This is a genomic window from Isoalcanivorax indicus (assembly GCF_003259185.1).
Lineage (GTDB): Bacteria > Pseudomonadota > Gammaproteobacteria > Pseudomonadales > Alcanivoracaceae > Isoalcanivorax > Isoalcanivorax indicus.
This window is the reverse complement of record NZ_QGMP01000001.1, coordinates 2,393,748-2,411,207: the sequence shown is the minus strand read 5'-3', so window position 1 is coordinate 2,411,207 and position 17,460 is coordinate 2,393,748. Positions and strand designations below refer to the sequence as shown.

The window sequence follows — 17,460 nt, the reverse complement described above, 5'->3', positions numbered from 1 at the left end:
GTTACCGGTCGGTTTCCGGCGGGCATGGCAGGGTCATGCCCCGGGATGCCCCTCCGGGCGGGGTCTGAGGGCCGACAGGCGGCGCGAAGGCCAATGGTGCAGGCACTGCGGGTCATGCTAGCATCCGCCCCCTGCTTACGTGTTCAGTAAATGAGCGACAGGATTGATGATCAGACAGCGCACGCTCAAGAATGTAATCCGCGCCACCGGCATCGGATTGCACACCGGCGACAAGGTCTACCTGACCGTACGGCCAGCCCCTGTTGATACCGGTATCGTGTTCCGCCGTGTGGACCTGGATCCGGTGGTGGAAATCCGGGCCGAAGCGGAGAAGGTGGGCGAAACGACGCTGTCTTCCACGCTGGTTCAGGACGGTGTGAAAGTCGGTACCGTGGAGCACCTGCTTTCGGCGATGGCCGGGCTGGGCATCGATAACGCCTATGTGGAGTTGTCGGCGCCGGAAGTGCCGATCATGGACGGCAGTGCCGGGCCCTTCGTGTTCCTGCTGCAATCAGCAGGTATCGAGGAGCAGGCGGCAGCGAAGAAATTCATCCGCATCAAACGCGAGGTGCGGCTGGAAGAAGGCGACAAGTCTGCTGTCTTCGTACCGTTCAACGGCTTCAAGGTGACCTTCAGTATCGAGTTTGACCATCCGGTCTTTGCCAATCGCAACCAGACGGCGAGCATCGACTTTTCCTCCACATCATTTGTGAAGGAAGTGGCGCGGGCTCGCACCTTCGGGTTCATGCGCGATATCGAGTATCTGCGCTCACAGAACCTGGCACTGGGTGGCAGTGTGGACAACGCCATTGTGGTGGACGATCACCGTATCCTCAATGAGGACGGGCTGCGCTACGAAGACGAGTTCGTCAAACACAAGATGCTCGATGCCATCGGTGACCTGTATATGCTGGGTCACAGCCTGATCGGCGAGTTCATCGGCCACAAGTCCGGCCATGCACTGAATAACCAGCTGTTGCGCAAACTGCTCCAGGAAGAGGATGCCTGGGAAGTGGTGACCTTCGAGGATGAGGCGACGGCGCCGATTTCCTATATGAAGCCGGTGCTCGCTGCCGAGTAGCAATAAAAGCACCAGTACGTTGTCGAACAGAAAGGCCCGGTCTCCCGCCGGGCCTTTCGCTTTTCTGAGGATTCAGAGCTGGCCGGCGTCGGCCAGACGGCGCAAGGCGGCCTTCAGGTCCGGGTCATCAATGGCGTCGGCGGCTTCATGCAGGCAGGCGGGGGCGTTGCTGGCCAGCACAGGGGGCGTCAGGCGGCTTTCGCTGGGGCCAGTGCTGATCGCCGCTGGCAAGCGGCTGACCCGCACCTTCCAGTCCTTCAGGCCCTGTTCCGCCGCCAGTGACGGGCCGTGGAAGCGCAGTAGCTGGGCCACGGCGTTGTTCTCGGCCAGCAGCAGCAGGGTATCGCCGTCCCGCAGCAGCTGCACTCTGGAGGCCATGGCGGGGGGCAGGCGCTGGCTGGTGACCGGGCGCGGCCCCTCATCACCCTGTTGCCACTGGCGTGCACGCTGGCTCAGAGGCTTCAGATTGGTCTGGCCCTGCAATAATAGGCTGATGGATTGTGGGCCAATTGCCTTAGCCATGATATTTTCCTAGTATAACGACTCGCTTCAAAGGCTTTGCGGCAAGAACGGCTTGTAAGTCATTGAATATTAATAAACTGGGAAGCCGTATTCATGAATATCATAGTCCTCAATGGTCGTGGCCACCAGTCACGCACCCTGCGCCTGCCGCGCTTCCTGCCGGCGGTGCTGCTGGGTTGTCTGGTGTTGTTGCCTGCCCTGGTGGGTGCGGGCGCCTACTACGCCATGTATCACTGGGGCGATCCGGTGCTGGATCAACGCATGACCGCCCGCTGGCAGGGGCAGCTGGACGAACAGCGCCAGGTCCTGGATCAGGTGAATGCCCGCACCGACGAAGAATTGCGAGCGCTTACTATCCGTCTGGCCGAGATGCAGGCGCGCCTGGTACGCCTTGATGCGCTGGGCGAGCGGCTGGTGGACGTGGCCGGTATCCCTTCTGACGAATTCGATTTCAGCGCGCCCATGGCGATCGGCGGGCCGGAACTGCCGGATGACCGCTCCATCGCCTACACCGCCCCCTCCTTTACCGACGCCCTGACGGACCTGTCCCTGACCCTGGATCGCCGTGAGCAGCAGCTCTCGATTCTGGAGCGTTTGATGGACAACCGTCGCATGGCGTCCAAGACCGAGCTGTCCGGCCGTCCCATTCGCCGGGGCTGGCTGTCATCACGCTTCGGTCAGCGCACCGATCCCTTCTCCGGTCGCCTGAGCATGCACCGTGGTGTAGATTTTGCCGCCAAGGAAGGGTCTGACGTGATCGCCACCGGTGCCGGGGTAGTGACCTTTGCCGGTACCCGCTGGGGTTATGGCAACCTGGTGGAGATCAATCATGGCAACGGTCTGGCCACACGTTACGCGCACATGAAGGAAATCCTCGTCGAGGCGGGCGATATTGTCCGCGCTGGCGACGTGATCGCCCTGGTGGGCACCACTGGCCGCTCCACCGGCCCGCATGTGCACTATGAAGTGCTGCGCAATGGCCGCCAGGTTGATCCCACCCCCTATGTGGCCCGCTCCCGGCAGTGATGCCGGGGCTTGATCCCGACCGGGTTGCCCCCATCTGTTCCGGATGGCCCTTCGCGCCTGCGAACGGGTAGAATGGCGCTCGCGTATCGTCAACCACTGGACTCGACACCGGAAGTTTCATGCTCTCATCTCTAGTCAAGAACATCTTCGGTAGCAAGAACGACCGAGAAATCAAGCGCATGCAGAAGATCGTCGCGGAGATCAATCAGCTCGGCGATGAAATGAAAGGGCTTGATGACGACACCCTGAAGGCACGCACCACCGAGCTGCGACAGGCCTACGCCGATGGCAAGTCACTGGACGAGCTGTTGCCGGAGGCCTTCGCGGTGGTCCGCGAGGCGGCCACCCGGGTGATGGGCATGCGCCACTTCGACGTGCAGTTGATGGGGGGTATCGCCCTGCATGAAGGCCGGATTGCCGAGATGCGCACCGGTGAGGGCAAGACCCTGACGGCGACCCTGCCTGCCTATCTGAATGCCCTGTCCGGCGACGGCGTGCATGTGGTGACGGTGAACGACTACCTGGCCGAGCGTGATGCCAACTGGATGCGGCCGCTGTACGAGTTTCTGGGCCTGAAGGTGGGCGTCATCCTGTCCCAGCAGCCGCCGGAGCAGAAGAAGGGCGCCTACGAGGCGGACATCACCTACGGCACCAACAACGAATTCGGCTTCGACTACCTGCGCGACAACATGGCCTTCCGTCTGGAAGACCGGGTGCAGCGCGGTCTGAACTACGCCATCGTCGATGAAGTGGATTCGATTCTGATCGATGAAGCCCGTACGCCGCTGATTATTTCTGGTCCGGCGTCGGACAGCTCTGAACTGTATCGCCGCATCAACCTGCTGATTCCAAAATTGAAGCCACCCTCGGAAGAGTACGAGGGTGACTACAATATTGATGAAAAGAACCGTCAGGTTGAGCTGACGGAAGCCGGCCACCAGCTGGTGGAAAAGCTGCTGATCGACGAGAAGCTGCTGGAAGAAGGCGAGAGCCTGTATTCCGCCCAGAGTCTGGGTCTGCTGCATCATGTGCATGCGGGCCTGAAAGCGCATGTGCTGTTCAAGCGTGACAAGGACTACATCGTCCAGAACGACCAGATCGTGATTGTCGATGAGCACACCGGGCGGACCATGCCGGGGCGGCGCTGGTCCGAAGGCATTCACCAGGCGGTGGAAGCCAAGGAGCAGCTGCAGATCCAGCAGGAAAACCAGACGCTGGCATCGACCACATTCCAGAATTATTTCCGTATCTATACCAAGCTGTCCGGCATGACCGGTACGGCTGATACCGAAGCCGCAGAATTCCGCCAGATCTATGGCCTCGACGTGGTGGTGATTCCCACCCATCGGCCGATGGTGCGGGTGGATGCCGATGATCTGGTGTACCTGTCTCTGGAAGACAAGTACGACGCTATTATCAATGCGGTGCGCGAGGCGGTCGAAAAAGGCGCGCCGGTATTGGTAGGTACCGCGACGATTGCCGCCTCGGAATATCTGTCGCAGCGCCTCAACAAGGCCGGTATCAAGCATCAGGTGCTGAACGCCAAATTCCACCGCAAGGAAGCCGAAATCATTGCCCAGGCCGGTCGGCCCGGCGCGGTGACCATTGCCACCAACATGGCCGGTCGGGGTACCGACATCGTGCTGGGGGGTAACCCCGATGCCGCGATTGCCGAGCTGGTGGACCCGAGCGAAGCAGAAATCCAGACGGTGCGCGATCGCCAGAAAGCGGACCAGAAAAAAGTGATGGAGGCCGGCGGCCTGCACATCATCGGCACCGAGCGGCACGAATCCCGTCGTATCGACAACCAGCTGCGTGGCCGCGCCGGTCGTCAGGGCGACCCGGGTGACACCCGCTTCTTCCTGTCCATGGAAGATGATCTGATGCGTATCTTCGCCTCGGATCGCATCCGTAACCTGATGCGCAGCCTGGGCCTGGAAAAGGGCGAGGCCATTGAGCACCGCTGGGTGACCAAGGCGATCGAAAATGCCCAGCGCAAGGTGGAAGGCCGTAACTTCGATATCCGGAAAAACCTGCTGGAATACGATGACGTGGCCAACGACCAGCGCCGCGTGATCTACAGCCAGCGCGACCAGATTCTGGCGTCTGAAGACCTGTCGGAAAGTGTGCGTGGTATTCGTCGCGATGTGGGTACCGAGCTGGTGCACAGCTTCATGCCGGTCGGCTCCATTGAAGACCAGTGGGATGTGCCGGGCCTGGAAAGGGCGCTGGACACCGAATTCCATCTGCGTGCCCCGGTGCAGCAGTGGCTGGATCAGGATTCCAGCCTGCATATTGATGGCGTGGTGGAAAAAGTGATCGCCGCGCTGGAAGAAGCCTATGCCCGCAAGGAGCGGGAAGTGGCGGAGCTGGGTGTAGACCTGCGCCGGGTGGAGAAGCACCTGATGCTGCAAGTGCTGGATCGCCACTGGAAAGACCATCTGGCCAGCATGGACCACCTGCGCCAGGGCATTCACTTGCGTGGCTACGCGCAGAAAAACCCGAAGCAGGAATACAAGCGCGAAGCCTTCGAGCTGTTCCAGGCCATGATGAACCAGATCCAGAACGAACTGGTGCGTGTGCTGAGCACGCTGGAGTTGCGCCGTGACGACGCGGTGGAACGCCTTGAGCGCCAGCGCGAGGAAGAAGCGCGCCGCCAGGCCGAGCAGATGCGCACCCAGACGCCAGAGATGGGCAGTCGCGGTGTGCCGCGCGAGCAGGTGGGCGGGCAGCAAGGCGGCCAGGGGCAGCCCGCGCCCGCACAACCCTTCAAGCGCGAAGGGCCCAAGCTGGGCCGCAACGATCCCTGCTGGTGTGGTTCCGGCAAGAAATACAAACACTGCCACGGCAAACTCGAGGCCTGACGCCCATGCAGACGCAGCAGTGGTTTCCTGTGCCGGGCGTACGCCTGGCGGCGGTGCAGGCGGGCGTCAAGAAGCCCGGCCGTCGTGACATTGTGGTGTTTGAACTGGCGGAAGGCAGCCGCACGGCAGGCGTGTTCACCCTGAACCGCTTTTGCGCGGCGCCGGTGCGCATAGCGCGCGACCATCTGGGCAAGGCGTCACCGCGTTACCTGCTGATCAACACGGGTTATGCCAACGCAGGCACCGGTGACGAAGGCCATCGCCGTGCTGTGGCGACCTGTGATCTGCTGGCACAGCAGGCGGGCTGCCAGGCCGAAGAAGTGCTGCCGTTTTCCACCGGCGTGATCGGCGAGCTGTTCACCTTGCCGCCGTTCGAGCGTGGCATACCGCAGGCGCTGGACAGCCTGGATGAACATGCCTGGGGTCAGGCCGCCGAAGGCATCATGACCACCGACACCCGGCCCAAGGTGGCCAGCCGCCGCGTACAGCTGGCGGGCACCGAAGTCACTGTGACCGGTATCGCCAAGGGCGCGGGCATGATCAAGCCGAATATGGCGACCATGCTCGGTTTTGTGGCCACCGATGCCCCCATAGCCCAGACATTGCTGACGCATTGGGTGAAAGCGCTGGCGGACGTATCGTTCAATCGCGTGACCGTGGACGGCGACACCTCCACCAACGATGCCTGCATGCTGGTATCCACCGGCCAGGCGGACATGGCCGAGATCGCGGACGCCGACCACCCGGAGGCCGCCACGCTGTACCACGCCCTGGAACAGGTGTTTGTGGAACTGGCCCAGGCCATCGTGCGTGACGGCGAAGGGGCGACCAAGTTTGTCGAAATCGACGTCAGCGGCGCCGCCTCGGACGCCGATGCCCGTGCGGTGGCCGAAACCGTGGCGCATTCTCCGCTGGTGAAGACCGCGCTGTTTGCGTCCGATCCCAACTGGGGCCGTATTCTGGCCGCCGTCGGTCGCGCCCCGATTGCGGCGCTGGACGTGGACGCCGTGGACATCTGGCTGGGCGAAGTGCAAATCGTGTCCCGCGGCGGCGTGGCGGCGGATTACACCGAAGCGCGCGGCGCCGCTGTGATGGCGCAGAGCGATATCAGCATCCGCATCCGCCTGGGCGACGCCCCCGGCAGCGCCACCGTCTGGACCTGCGACTTCAGCTACGATTATGTGAAGATTAATGCTGAATATAGAACATGAGCACCGGACATGAGTCCGTGCTGCTCGTGGTGGCGGCCATCATCCGCCACCCCGACAACGGCCGTATCCTGCTGAGCCAGCGGCCCGCCCACAAGCACAAGGGCGGCTGCTGGGAATTTCCCGGTGGCAAGGTGGAACCCGACGAAGCCCTGGACGCCGCCCTGGCCCGTGAACTGCACGAAGAGCTTGGCCTGACGGTGCGCGAGTGCCGCCCCTTCATGACCATTGATCACACCTATCCCGAACTGTCCGTGCGCCTGTGCTTCCGCGAAGTCACGGCTTTCGAGGGGGAGCCTCATGGCCGCGAAGGCCAGCCGGTGGACTGGTTCACCGCGGATGCCCTGGCGGACTTGCCGTTCCCGGAAGCGAATCAGCCCGTGGTCACCGCGCTGGGGCTGCCCGATCAACTGCTCGTACTGCCCGACACCTTGTCTGAAACCATGTCTTACACCCCGCCAGACGACTGGCAGAAGCGCCTGGCCGATGCTGTCGCGGCGGGTTGCAGGCTGGTGTACCTGCGCGGCGACCACGACAGAGCCACGCTGGCGTCTCTGGCGCGCGTTGCGCAGGCGGCGGGTGCCCGAGTGCTGGTGGCCGACAATGCGGCCCTGGCACGCGCGACAGGGGCGGATGGCGTACACCTGCGCAGCGGCCTGACTGACGCGCAGATTGCTCAAGTGATCAAGGAGGGCGGGGACAGCCTGCTGTATTCCATGGCCTGCCACGATGAGGCCGAGCTGGAGCGCGCACGCCGGGCAGGGGTGGATCTGGTGATGCTGTCGCCTGTGCGAGCGACGCCCACACATCCGGACGCCGCCGGGCTGGGCTGGGAGCGCTTCAGAACACTGGCGGAGGGGCAGCCGTTTGCCGTCTATGCACTGGGTGGAGTGGGGCCCCAGGATCTGGACGTGGCGCGCGAACATGGCGCGCGGGGCGTGGCCGGTACACGCGCCTTCTGGTAATGCGGGGCTTTGCGCCTACCGCTCCGGAAACTCATCCCCGAACTCATCCCCGAACTCGTCCCCCAGCAAATCCGGCTCCCCCGGAATGGCATGCCGCTCCGACGCCCAGTCCCCCAGATCAATCAACTTGCACCGCTCTGAACAGAACGGCCGCCACGGATTGTCATTGCGCCACTGGATCAACTTCTTGCACTGCGGGCAAGGGTAAACGCGGGTGGTATTGCTGGCGGGAGTCTCGGAAGAATCAGTCATTGCGCTGCGTTCGGGCCATCTCCAGATATCGAGCGTGCAGTGTATCCAGCTGCGCATGCAAGTGCGAGAGGTCGCCGTCGTTGACCACGATGTCATCGGCGCGGGCGCGCTTCTCATCACGCGGCATCTGCGCCGCCATGATCGCCTCCACCTGGGCCGCAGGGACCTCGTCGCGCGATGTGGTGCGCGCTACCTGCACCGCCTCCGGCACGTCGATCAGCAGAATGCGCTGCGCCATGCGGTGCTGACTGGTTTCCAGCAGCAGCGGTGACACCAGCAGCGTGTAGGGCGAGCGTGATGCCTGGAGCTGGCGCATAATTTCTGCCGCGATGGCCGGGTGGGTAATGCCTTCCAGCGCCTTGCGCTCCGCCGGGTCGGCAAACACCCGCTCACGCAGCGCGCGCCGGTCCAGGGTGCCGTCCGCCGCGATCACCTCGGCACCGAAATGCGCCTCGATGGCCGCCAGCGCTGGCTGGCCCGGCTCGACAATCACCCGCGACGCCAGGTCGGCATCCACCACCGTAATACCCAGGCTCGCCAGATAATCCGACGCCGCCGTCTTGCCACTGCCGATGCCACCGGTGAGCCCCACTACGAACATGCCAGTCTCCACCGCTCAGAACTGCATCATGCCGAGATAGCCATCCACGATGGCCTGCCCCCACAGCAGCGCAATCAGCCCCGCGCCCGCCAGATAAGGACCAAACGGAATGCCCTGATCCCGCTTCACCAGCCCGGTGGCCATCAGCAAGCCGCCGACCACCGCGCCGACCACGGACGACAGCAGGATCACCAGCGGCAGCATCTGCCAGCCCAGCCAGGCCCCCAGTGCTGCCAGCAGCTTGAAGTCGCCATAACCCATGCCTTCCTTGCCGGTGAGCAGCTTGAAGGCCCAGTAGACGCTCCACAGCGCCAGATAACCGGCGGCAGCGCCAATCACGGCATCATGCAGTGACACCGGCGAAATACCCGCCCAGGCGGCCAGTAACCCGCCCCACAGCAGCGGATAGGTCAGGCTGTCTGGCAGCAGCGTGGTGTCAAAATCGATCATCGCCAGCGCCAGCAGCACCCAGCTGGCCAGCAGTACGGCCACCAGCCAGGCGCCGTAGCCAAAATGCAGCGCCGCCATCAGCCCCAGCAGGCCTGCGGCCAGTTCCACCAGCGGATAGCGCACGGAGATGCCCTTGCCGCACTGGCTGCACTTGCCGCGCAAGACCAGCCAACTGACCAGCGGGATATTTTCATACCAGCGGATCTGGTGGCCACAGTGCGGGCAGGCCGAGCGCGGCAGAACCAGATTGAAGGGGGCCGGCTCAGGCTGCTCAGGCAGCTCCAGAAGGGAGCGTGCCTCGGCTTGCCAGGCGCGCTCCATCATCTTCGGGAGGCGGTAGATCACCACGTTGAGGAAGCTGCCGACCAGCAGGCCGAGGATAAAAACAAACCCGGCCAGAGCGGCCGGGCTGGATTGGAGCAGTTGAGTTAGTGTCATGACAAATCAGACCACCGCACCGATCTGGAAGATGGGCAGGTACATGGCCACCACCATGCCGCCGACCACGATGCCGAGGAAGCTCATGATCAAAGGCTCCATCATGCTGGTCAGACCGTCCACGGCGTTATCGACTTCATCTTCATAATACTGGGCAACTTTTGCCAGCATGGAGTCCAGCGCACCGGATTCTTCCCCGATGGCAGTCATCTGCAATGCCATACTGGGGAAAACGCCGGTCGATCGCATGGCAAACTGCAGCTGCTGGCCGGTGGAGACGTCGTCCCTGATGTCGTAAACGGCCTTGCGGTAGACCGCATTGCCGGTGGCGCCAGCGCAGGCCTCAAGTGCATCAATCAAAGGCACGCCCGCAGCAAAGGTGGTGGACAGGGTGCGTGAAAAGCGCGCAATGGTAGCCTTGAAAATAATGTCACCCACGATCGGCAGCTTGAGCAGGTACTTGTCTACCGCATCAGCAAAGGCCCTGGATCTCCGGCGCGCTTGAGTAAACGCTGCCACGATAGCGGCGATGCCAACCAGGATAAAGAAGCCATTAGCCTGCAACGACTCGGACAGCCCGATAACGAACATAGTCATGGCAGGCAGTTCCGCGCCAAAACTGTCGAAAAGCTCCTGAAAGGTGGGTACCACCTTGATCAACAGGATGGCAGTCACTACGGCGGCCACGACCAGAACGGTTGCCGGATACTTCATCGCCTTCTTGATCTTTGACTTCAGTGCCTCGCTCTTCTCCTTGTACAACGCCACGCGATCCAGCATCGTTTCAAGCGCGCCAGATTGTTCACCGGCCTCTACCAGACTGCAGTAAAGATCATCGAAATACTTCGGGTGCCGCCTGAGTGCGCCGGCGAAGTTGTTACCGCCTTCGACATCATTCTTGATTTGCAGCACCAGCTCTTTCATGGTGGGGTTGTCCAGACCGTCGGCAACGATTTCAAAGGACTGAACCAGAGGGACCCCGGCTCTCATCATGGTTGCCATCTGGCGCGTAAAGATGGCGATATCTCCGGGCTTGATCTTCTTCTTGCCGCTGAAAAGCGACATCTGTGCTTTCTTGCGGATCTTGGATGCATTGATGCCCTGCTTGCGCAGCTCTGCCCGGGCCAATGCGGCGTTGGGTGAGAGCATCTCGCCCTTGATCTTGGCGCCGCGCCGATCCACTCCCTCGTAGGTGAAAGGGACTTTCTTCTGCTGCTTGACTGCTGCTGCATTCGCCATAATCAGTGTCCGGATGTGACGCGGTTGATTTCTTCAAGGCTGGTAAGGCCCTGCATCACCTTTACCAGGCCAGAGCGGGTGAGGTCGTTGAAGCCTTCCTTGCGACACTGATCGGCAATCTGGATGGAGTTGCCTTCTTCCATGATGATTCTGGCGATGCCGTCCGTAATTTTGACGACTTCGTAGACCCCCACGCGCCCCTTGTAGCCATTGGTGCACTTTTCGCACCCTTTAGGGCCGTATACAGTAAACCCGGAAGCGATGTCCTCTTCCGTGAAGCCCATCTCAAGCAGGGACTGCCTGGGTACGTCCACCACCTCCTTGCAGTGCTCACACAGTCGCCTGGCCAGACGTTGCGCAATGATCAGGATGACAGAAGTGGCAATGTTAAAGGAAGGGATGCCCATATTGCGCAGACGCGTGAGTGTCTCCGGCGCACTGTTGGTGTGCAGGGTCGAGAGCACAAGGTGCCCCGTTTGCGCCGCCTTGACCGCGATGCTGGCGGTTTCCAGATCACGGATCTCCCCGACCAGGATGACATCAGGGTCCTGGCGCAGAAAGGCCTTCAGCGCGGCGGAGAAGTCCATCCCGGTCTTAGTGTTCACGTTGACCTGATTGACCCCTTCCAGGTTGATCTCCACCGGATCCTCTGCCGTGGAAATGTTCCGCTCAGGTGTGTTCAGGATATTTACCCCTGTGTACAGGGACACCGTCTTGCCTGACCCCGTGGGGCCGGTCACCAGAATCATGCCCTGCGGCTTCTCCAGGGCGTCCATATACAGTTTCTTCTGGAAGTCCTCGTAACCCAGTGCGTCGATACCCATTTTGGCGCTTTCGGGATCGAGAATCCGCAGCACGATCTTTTCACCGAAAAGCGTGGGGCAGGTGTTCACCCGGAAATCGATGGCCCGGGTCTTGGAGACCTTGAGCTTCATGCGACCGTCTTGCGGCACCCGCCGCTCCGAGATGTCCAGCTGCGACATCACCTTGAGGCGGGCTGCGATCTTGCCAGCGCTGCCCGGCGGGGGTTTTGAGACCTCGCGCAGGATGCCGTCCTGACGAAAGCGCACCCGGTAGGTCTTCTCATAAGGCTCGAAATGCAGATCCGAGGCGCCGATCTTGATCGCGTCGAGCAACAGCTTGTTGACGAAGCGCACGATAGGAGCGTCGTCGGCGCCAGAGCTCTCTTCTTCCTTTCTGGCGTCAACCGCTTCGCCGCCCGAGATATCGATATCATCCAGGTCTTCGTCCAGATCCTTGAAGGCGCCGCCTTCCGCTTCGCTGACCACGGCATCAATCCATTGGCCCAGCTTGTCGTCTTCGACAATGATGGTCTCGATATTCATGCCGGTGTTGAAGCGGATATCCTCCAGGGCCTGGAGGTTGGTCGGGTCAGAAGCGGCTACGAACAGCCGACTGCCCCGTTTGAACAGCGGCAAGACACGATGTTTGGAGATCAGGCGATGGTCCACAAGGCCTTGGGCCATCTGGTCTGGTGAGAACGCCGACAGATCCAGCACCGGATCACCAAATTCCTCAGCCACCGACAGGGCTACGTCATGGCCCTTCGCGACCCCCTTCTGGGAGATGTAGCTGACGAGGCTGGTTTTTTCCTGACGGGCGCCTGACAGGGCCTCCCTGGCCTTGTCCTCGGTCAGGATGGAATTCTGGACCAGACGTCGCGCAAGCCCTGAAAGGGGAGTGGACATGGGTGAGTGCAGCCTATCTTATTGATTTTAAATGGCTCGCATGCGCCAGCAGAGCCTTGGTTCTCTGTTTATACACTATTAGCGGGCTACACATAAAGTATTAGAGGTGGTCGTGCATCAGGCTGAGTCGTCGTCCCGCCCCAGGTAGTCGGGTCCAGTGTGATGCGGGTCACAATGTTTGGAGGGTGTGCCTGGGCTGGCAGTACCAATCACTCTGAAGTGCGGATCGTTCTCGTTAGAAAAGAGCGACGATAAATGACATGCCAGAGTGACAAAAAAAGGCACCAAATGACGCTCTGCGTCGAAAAGCCAGTGCGCAGCTCCGCTTGCGATGCGCTTGAAACACAACTACTACGCAATCCTTCTGATCCTCGTTGCAATTGGCCCGGTAAATGCATTACAACGTTCAGGTCGTCGCAACCTGGGGGTGCCATCCGGGGGACGAGCATAAGAATTTATCTTAAAGACTGTGGAGAGGCTGTTATGAAACAGGTACAGAAGGGCTTTACCCTTATCGAACTGATGATCGTGGTGGCGATTATCGGTATTCTGGCTGCCGTCGCGCTGCCTGCTTACCAGGATTACACTGGTCGTGCCCAGGCTTCCGAAGCTCTGAGCGCCACGGCAGGCATTCGCGCTGATATTGGTGTGTATATTGCTGAGGAAGCAGCGCTGCCGGACGCTGGCGATAGTGCTTCGCTTGATCAGGCATTGGCCGACCTCGAAGGTAAGTATTTCGGCGCTGGTAACGCGAGCCTGACTGGCCCTGGAACAATTTCGGTTGCGTTTCAGTCCGGTGTTCATGCTGGTGAGACCATGACTCTGGAAGCTATTCCTAACGCCGCGAACAATCAGATTGCTCGTTGGGAATGTGATGGCCTCGATCCGAAATATCTGCCAGCTGCTTGCCGTCCGTAATCACGCGGGTATCTGCTAGAGTAAAAGGCGCGCTTGTTAGCGCGCCTTTTTTATGATTTTGAGAAATGGGTATATCAGGATTTGGCTCCAGTATATTTGCGCCGAAATCGGGATTGATATCAATATGACATCATGGAGCTATCCATGATCATGCGCTAGGATGGAACCCCATAAGAATCCAGTTGTAAGAATCAGGGCATAAGGATTGTGCGTAAGTCATTGTTTTTTCTTTTTTGGGCGATTGGCCTGCTTGCCGGAATGGAGGCGGTCTGGAGCGAGCCACGCTTCATGTCGGTTGCAGATTGTGGTTCGCTGGAGCAGGCCGTTCCTGCCGACTATCAGTTGTATCGCAAGGTCTATCTGGAAGGCGTCAGTGGTGAGTCCATGGCGCCAGGCGAGCAACTCCCTCTTCATGCAGTCCTCTCACAGCGTCATTGGGCAACAGAGCCTCTCCTGATTATTCACGGCGGCGATGCTCGCCATGCCCGGGCATTGTGCGAGCGCTTCTATCGTAGCGGATTCACCGCTACTTACCTGCAGATCGATGAATCATCTTCTGAGCCATCCGTGACCTCAACGCTAGGCGTACCGGAGGCTGCACGCCTGCTGTTACGAGACGCTGGTCTGGTGTCGCTCATTACCGGTGATCACCTGGATCCTGGCCGCTTGCGGGACGGCTGGAGCGTTTACTCAAACATGGATCAGCTGCCTTCTGGCTTACCCGGCATGCTGGTGGTGGAAGATATCGCGCTGGTTGAGCGCACGGATATTCAGGCCCGGATAGTGGTGCTGGATGGATCAATAAGCGAACTGGTGGATTACGCGGGGTATTCCGTCAGGAGGGATCTGGTGGGTCGGACGGCTTACTGCCGCCGGTAAAACAGGAACGATCGGGGAAAATCAGGGGAAGGGACATTGAAAACAAAACTACTGGCAGCAGGCCTGATACTGCTGTTGATGGCCGCTGCGCGCGCCTCGGAACCGCTGTGCGCCGTCGTGGTGATCGAAATCGAGCAGGAAGTCACCTTCGAGCGCCAGGGCTTCATGGCCAGGATGGCCATCAATAACGGGCTGGACCAGTTCTCGCTGGATGATGTGCGTATCGACGTGCACTTTGCCGACGCCGACGGCAATCCGGTGGTGGCCACCTCCAATACCAGCAGCACCGATGCCCTGTTCTTCATCACCCTGGATCAGTCGAGCGGTATCACCGCTACCGACGGCACCGGCAGTATCGCACCCGCCAGCACCGCACGGCTGGAGTGGCTGATTGTGCCGGCGCCGGGCGCTGCCGAGTCGCCCAGTGGCACCCTGTATTACGTGGGCGCAGAAGTCGCCTATCGGTTCGGTAACGACCAGGAAACCGTGCGCGTGGCGCCTGACACCATCATCGTGCGGCCCATGCCCGAGATCGCGCTGGATTACTTCCTGACCCGCGAAGTGATCGCCAACGACCCCTTTACCCCTGAAATCGAGCCGCCGGTGCCATACACCCTGGGCCTGCGCGCCATCAACAATGGTGAGGGCACGGCCCGCGATTTCCGTATTGCCTCGTCGCAGCCGCGCATCGTGGAGAACGAGCAGGGGCTGGCGGTGGCCTTCGAGATACTCGGGAGTTATGTCGGCAACCAGATGGCCGAGCCCTCGCTGAACGTCCACCTGGGTGATCTTGAGCCCGGGGTGGCACGTGTCGCCCGCTGGATCATGCAGAGCACGCTGTCGGGCCAATTCACCGATTTCAGCGCGACCTATACCCATGCGGAGGACCTTGGCGGCGCGCTGACCTCCCTGATCTCCGGCATCAACACCCATTTTCTGGTCAAGGACGTGCTGGCAGACCTGCCGGGCCGCGATCAGGTGCGCGATTTCCTGGTAGTGCAGGGGCAGGACTTCCTGCTGTTCGAGTCCGAGGCAACAGGGCAGTCGTTACCCGTGTGCCAGCATTGCCAGCCCGTGGTGCGGCGGTCAGCCACCCATACGTCGGCAGCACGACCTGGAGGCGGCGCGCTGATCACCGTTGAGCCCGCCGCGGTCAATCAAGGAGAAACCACCTATATCAAGCTCGACATGCCCGCATTGCAGGGGCAGCAGGTGTTGTCTGCCCACGCGCTGCATGGCGGTGAGGCGCGCGCCCTGTCGCGCGCCAATGTCTGGGTTTCGCAGGAGCGCGACGACGACAAGATCAGCTTCAACTACTTCCTCAACATCTTCACCCAGCAACCCGCTGAGCTTTATCAAGTGACAGTCGGCCAGGCCGAGCAGCAAGGCTATGCCCCGGTGTTCCAGCCGGTGCCTGCCAGGCAGGTGAACGCGGGCGATACGCTGGCGTTTCTGGTGCGTGCCGAGGGTCCGGCGGGCACCCCGGTCACGCTGGCCCTGGAGGCTGGCCCACAGGGGGCCTATCTGGACATGACCGACGCCACCCAGGGCATTGCCTACTGGCCGGTTCCACTGTCGGCGGCTGGGCACTATCAACTCAGCTTTACCGCAAGCAACGCTTACGGCCAGAGCCAGATGCTGGTGTCGGTGTCAGTGGTGCCTGTGGATGAAGACGGTGACGGCGAGAGCATCCCGGACTGGTTGAAGGAACAACTCGGTGGCGACCCCTACGATCCCGTGGAGGGCGCGCAGGACCTGGACGGCGACGGCTTTACCCTGCTGGAAGAATACCTGGCAGGCAGTGACCCGAACGATCCGGACAGCACGCCGCTGACAGTGGCGCGCCTGTTTGTTGATGATCAGCAACCACTCGACCTTGAAGCGCCAGTCTGGACAGACATGGTGCTGGACGACATGGGCGAGCGTATGTTTCGGCTTACCGGCGACGGTGTGCTGACGGTGCTGGCGCGAACGCTGCCATCGGGCGAGCTCGCCGATATCGGCACTCTCGCATTGCCGTTTGTGGAAGGCCGGATCACCCCATTGCCAGATGATCGCTTGCTGGTGAACGGTCGAAGCGAGTCGGGTTACCAAGTGGCGTTGCTGGATGCCGATCCCGCGCTGGAGGCGGTGACACTGATTCGGTTGCTGACCCTCCACGACGCACCGGGTGACAGTGCATTGGGGCGCCCGGCGCTCTCAGCCTCCGGCGAGTGGGCCTGGTTGCCGGTCAGTGACAGATCAGCCATTTATCTTCTGGACCTGAGCGACGGCGATCTGCGCCTTGCCCAGACACGCAGCCAGCAGAACACCGGGCTGGCCCTGTTGTCTGGCATCAACGCAGTGTTGCCGGTTGCAGGGACGGATCTGCTTCTGGTGTCAGGCGCATCGGGCACCGGGGCTGTGCCCTTCAACGCCAACGACGGCACCTTGGCGGATTACGCTGAATTTGTGCTGCCTGCAGAGGAATGGCCCGCAGCGTCGGCTCTGGTGGGCCACGAGGGCGGCGACTACGCCCTTGCGGCGAACCGGGCCAGTGCGGGAATGCGTGTGCTGGATACCTCGGCACTGCGTTTTCAGTCGCTGGAAGAAAAAGTATCCCACGAACAATGTGGCGAAACCGCCCTCGCTCTGGGGTTGGGGCAACGCCTGTTCTACGGCGCCTGCGGAGTGAATGGAGTGGCCGTGTACGGGTACGACCTCGGGCGCGGCATAGCGGACGCCATCCACTCCCTGGCACAAGGTGATGCCGATCCGGCAGGCGAAGTGCTGACCAGCATGCACCACGCCAGTCTGATGGCACCGTCCAATGACGGGCGACATCTCTACGTGTATTCCCACGATGGTATCCATGCTCCTGCACTGGTGCGTTTCCGCCATGAGCGTGATTGGTATGAAGAGCCGACGGATCCAGAGGAACCAGGTGAACCCGAAGAGCCGGGCGATCCTGATGACCCGGATGATCCCGCCGAACCGGAAGACCCGCCGGGGCTGATCGACCGCATCATCGGTGTGATTGGTGGAATCATTGAGGCCATCGGCGGCTTTTTCCGCCGCTGGTTCTCCTGAGAGGGATATCGGGGATGAAAGACAAGATGAAGAAGATCAATAACGTTTTGTGGGGTGCGGCGTGCGCGCTGATGGTCGGCCTGAGCCCGCAGGCCTGGGCGACAGACAATTGCGCGGAAGACCCGGATTACCGACCGATTGCTGGCGGCGTCCTCTACACCGACCAGCCCGGTGGCGCCCGTGTGGTCTGGCAAGATCGCAACCCCGGTGCGCAGTACTCCCTTTACGCTGTTTATGAA

Annotated in this window: 14 protein-coding genes and 1 pseudogene; 9 read left to right on the top strand and 6 right to left on the bottom strand. The window is 61.2% G+C overall.

Annotated features, from left to right (window positions below; all coding sequences use genetic code 11):
* The first annotated feature begins 166 nt into the window (after positions 1-166).
* Positions 167-1,081 (top strand): UDP-3-O-acyl-N-acetylglucosamine deacetylase, encoded by a 915-nt coding sequence (gene lpxC / locus DKW65_RS10870; RefSeq protein WP_111657266.1) that lies wholly within the window; start codon positions 167-169, stop codon positions 1,079-1,081.
* A 72-nt stretch (positions 1,082-1,153) separates the two neighbouring features.
* On the opposite strand, the gene DKW65_RS10865 is transcribed toward lpxC, so the two are convergent.
* Entirely contained in the window at positions 1,154-1,603 is a 450-nt protein-coding gene (locus tag DKW65_RS10865; RefSeq protein ID WP_162925814.1) for a hypothetical protein, read from the bottom strand.
* Between the two features lie 93 nt (positions 1,604-1,696).
* Here DKW65_RS10865 and DKW65_RS10860 point away from each other — a divergent pair, with 93 nt between their 5' ends.
* From DKW65_RS10860 to DKW65_RS10845, 4 genes are all read left to right on the top strand, one after another.
* The gene (locus DKW65_RS10860; protein WP_111657264.1) at positions 1,697-2,629 is read left to right on the top strand and encodes a M23 family metallopeptidase; all 933 of its coding nucleotides are present in this window, start codon (positions 1,697-1,699) and stop codon (positions 2,627-2,629) included.
* Positions 2,630-2,748: 119 nt separating this feature from the next.
* A complete protein-coding gene (gene secA / locus DKW65_RS10855) occupies positions 2,749-5,493 on the top strand; it encodes a preprotein translocase subunit SecA (RefSeq protein WP_111657263.1) in 2,745 nt (914 codons plus the stop codon).
* Between the two features lie 5 nt (positions 5,494-5,498).
* Positions 5,499-6,704 carry a bifunctional glutamate N-acetyltransferase/amino-acid acetyltransferase ArgJ gene (gene argJ / locus DKW65_RS10850; RefSeq protein WP_111657262.1) on the top strand — a complete coding sequence of 402 codons (1,206 nt, stop codon included), beginning with the start codon at positions 5,499-5,501 and terminating at the stop codon, positions 6,702-6,704.
* A complete protein-coding gene (locus DKW65_RS10845; protein WP_111657261.1) occupies positions 6,701-7,666 on the top strand; it encodes a Nudix family hydrolase in 966 nt (321 codons plus the stop codon). The genes argJ and DKW65_RS10845 overlap by 4 nt, the downstream gene beginning before the upstream one ends.
* Before the next feature lie 15 nt (positions 7,667-7,681).
* Here the strand turns inward: DKW65_RS10845 and yacG are convergent, their stop codons facing one another.
* From yacG to pilB, 5 genes are read right to left on the bottom strand one after another with little or no spacing between them, the layout of a single operon-like run.
* The gene (gene yacG / locus DKW65_RS10840) at positions 7,682-7,918 is read right to left on the bottom strand and encodes a DNA gyrase inhibitor YacG (RefSeq protein ID WP_111657260.1); all 237 of its coding nucleotides are present in this window, start codon (positions 7,916-7,918) and stop codon (positions 7,682-7,684) included.
* Complete coding sequence (gene coaE, locus DKW65_RS10835; RefSeq protein ID WP_111657259.1) at positions 7,911-8,519, bottom strand: dephospho-CoA kinase; 609 nt, start codon at positions 8,517-8,519, stop codon at positions 7,911-7,913. The genes yacG and coaE overlap by 8 nt, the downstream gene beginning before the upstream one ends.
* A 15-nt stretch (positions 8,520-8,534) precedes the next feature.
* Entirely contained in the window at positions 8,535-9,407 is an 873-nt protein-coding gene (locus DKW65_RS10830; RefSeq protein WP_111657258.1) for a prepilin peptidase, read from the bottom strand.
* Between the two features lie 6 nt (positions 9,408-9,413).
* Positions 9,414-10,646, bottom strand: coding sequence for a type II secretion system F family protein (locus DKW65_RS10825; protein WP_111657257.1), 1,233 nt, complete (start codon positions 10,644-10,646; stop codon positions 9,414-9,416).
* 2 nt (positions 10,647-10,648) lie between these two features.
* Entirely contained in the window at positions 10,649-12,355 is a 1,707-nt protein-coding gene (pilB, locus tag DKW65_RS10820; RefSeq protein ID WP_111657256.1) for a type IV-A pilus assembly ATPase PilB, read from the bottom strand.
* Positions 12,356-12,838: 483 nt separating this feature from the next.
* Here pilB and DKW65_RS16165 point away from each other — a divergent pair.
* The 4 genes and pseudogenes from DKW65_RS16165 to DKW65_RS10805 form a co-directional block, all read left to right on the top strand.
* Positions 12,839-12,947: pseudogene (locus DKW65_RS16165) on the top strand (pilin); the annotation flags it as partial.
* Positions 12,948-13,003: 56 nt separating this feature from the next.
* Entirely contained in the window at positions 13,004-13,273 is a 270-nt protein-coding gene (locus DKW65_RS16160) for a pilin (protein ID WP_245932504.1), read from the top strand.
* A 207-nt stretch (positions 13,274-13,480) separates the two neighbouring features.
* Complete coding sequence (locus DKW65_RS10810; RefSeq protein WP_162925813.1) at positions 13,481-14,152, top strand: hypothetical protein; 672 nt, start codon at positions 13,481-13,483, stop codon at positions 14,150-14,152.
* A gap of 36 nt (positions 14,153-14,188) precedes the next feature.
* The gene (locus tag DKW65_RS10805; RefSeq protein ID WP_162925812.1) at positions 14,189-17,221 is read left to right on the top strand and encodes a COG1361 family protein; all 3,033 of its coding nucleotides are present in this window, start codon (positions 14,189-14,191) and stop codon (positions 17,219-17,221) included.
* The last annotated feature ends 239 nt before the right edge of the window (positions 17,222-17,460 follow it).

Coding starts and splice junctions, on each gene's coding strand:
- lpxC (WP_111657266.1), top strand. CDS start 167: ATGATCAGACAGCGCACGCTCAAGAATGTAATCCGCGCCACCGGCATC.
- DKW65_RS10865 (WP_162925814.1), bottom strand. CDS start 1,603: ATGGCTAAGGCAATTGGCCCACAATCCATCAGCCTATTATTGCAGGGC.
- DKW65_RS10860 (WP_111657264.1), top strand. CDS start 1,697: ATGAATATCATAGTCCTCAATGGTCGTGGCCACCAGTCACGCACCCTG.
- secA (WP_111657263.1), top strand. CDS start 2,749: ATGCTCTCATCTCTAGTCAAGAACATCTTCGGTAGCAAGAACGACCGA.
- argJ (WP_111657262.1), top strand. CDS start 5,499: ATGCAGACGCAGCAGTGGTTTCCTGTGCCGGGCGTACGCCTGGCGGCG.
- DKW65_RS10845 (WP_111657261.1), top strand. CDS start 6,701: ATGAGCACCGGACATGAGTCCGTGCTGCTCGTGGTGGCGGCCATCATC.
- yacG (WP_111657260.1), bottom strand. CDS start 7,918: ATGACTGATTCTTCCGAGACTCCCGCCAGCAATACCACCCGCGTTTAC.
- coaE (WP_111657259.1), bottom strand. CDS start 8,519: ATGTTCGTAGTGGGGCTCACCGGTGGCATCGGCAGTGGCAAGACGGCG.
- DKW65_RS10830 (WP_111657258.1), bottom strand. CDS start 9,407: ATGACACTAACTCAACTGCTCCAATCCAGCCCGGCCGCTCTGGCCGGG.
- DKW65_RS10825 (WP_111657257.1), bottom strand. CDS start 10,646: ATGGCGAATGCAGCAGCAGTCAAGCAGCAGAAGAAAGTCCCTTTCACC.
- pilB (WP_111657256.1), bottom strand. CDS start 12,355: ATGTCCACTCCCCTTTCAGGGCTTGCGCGACGTCTGGTCCAGAATTCC.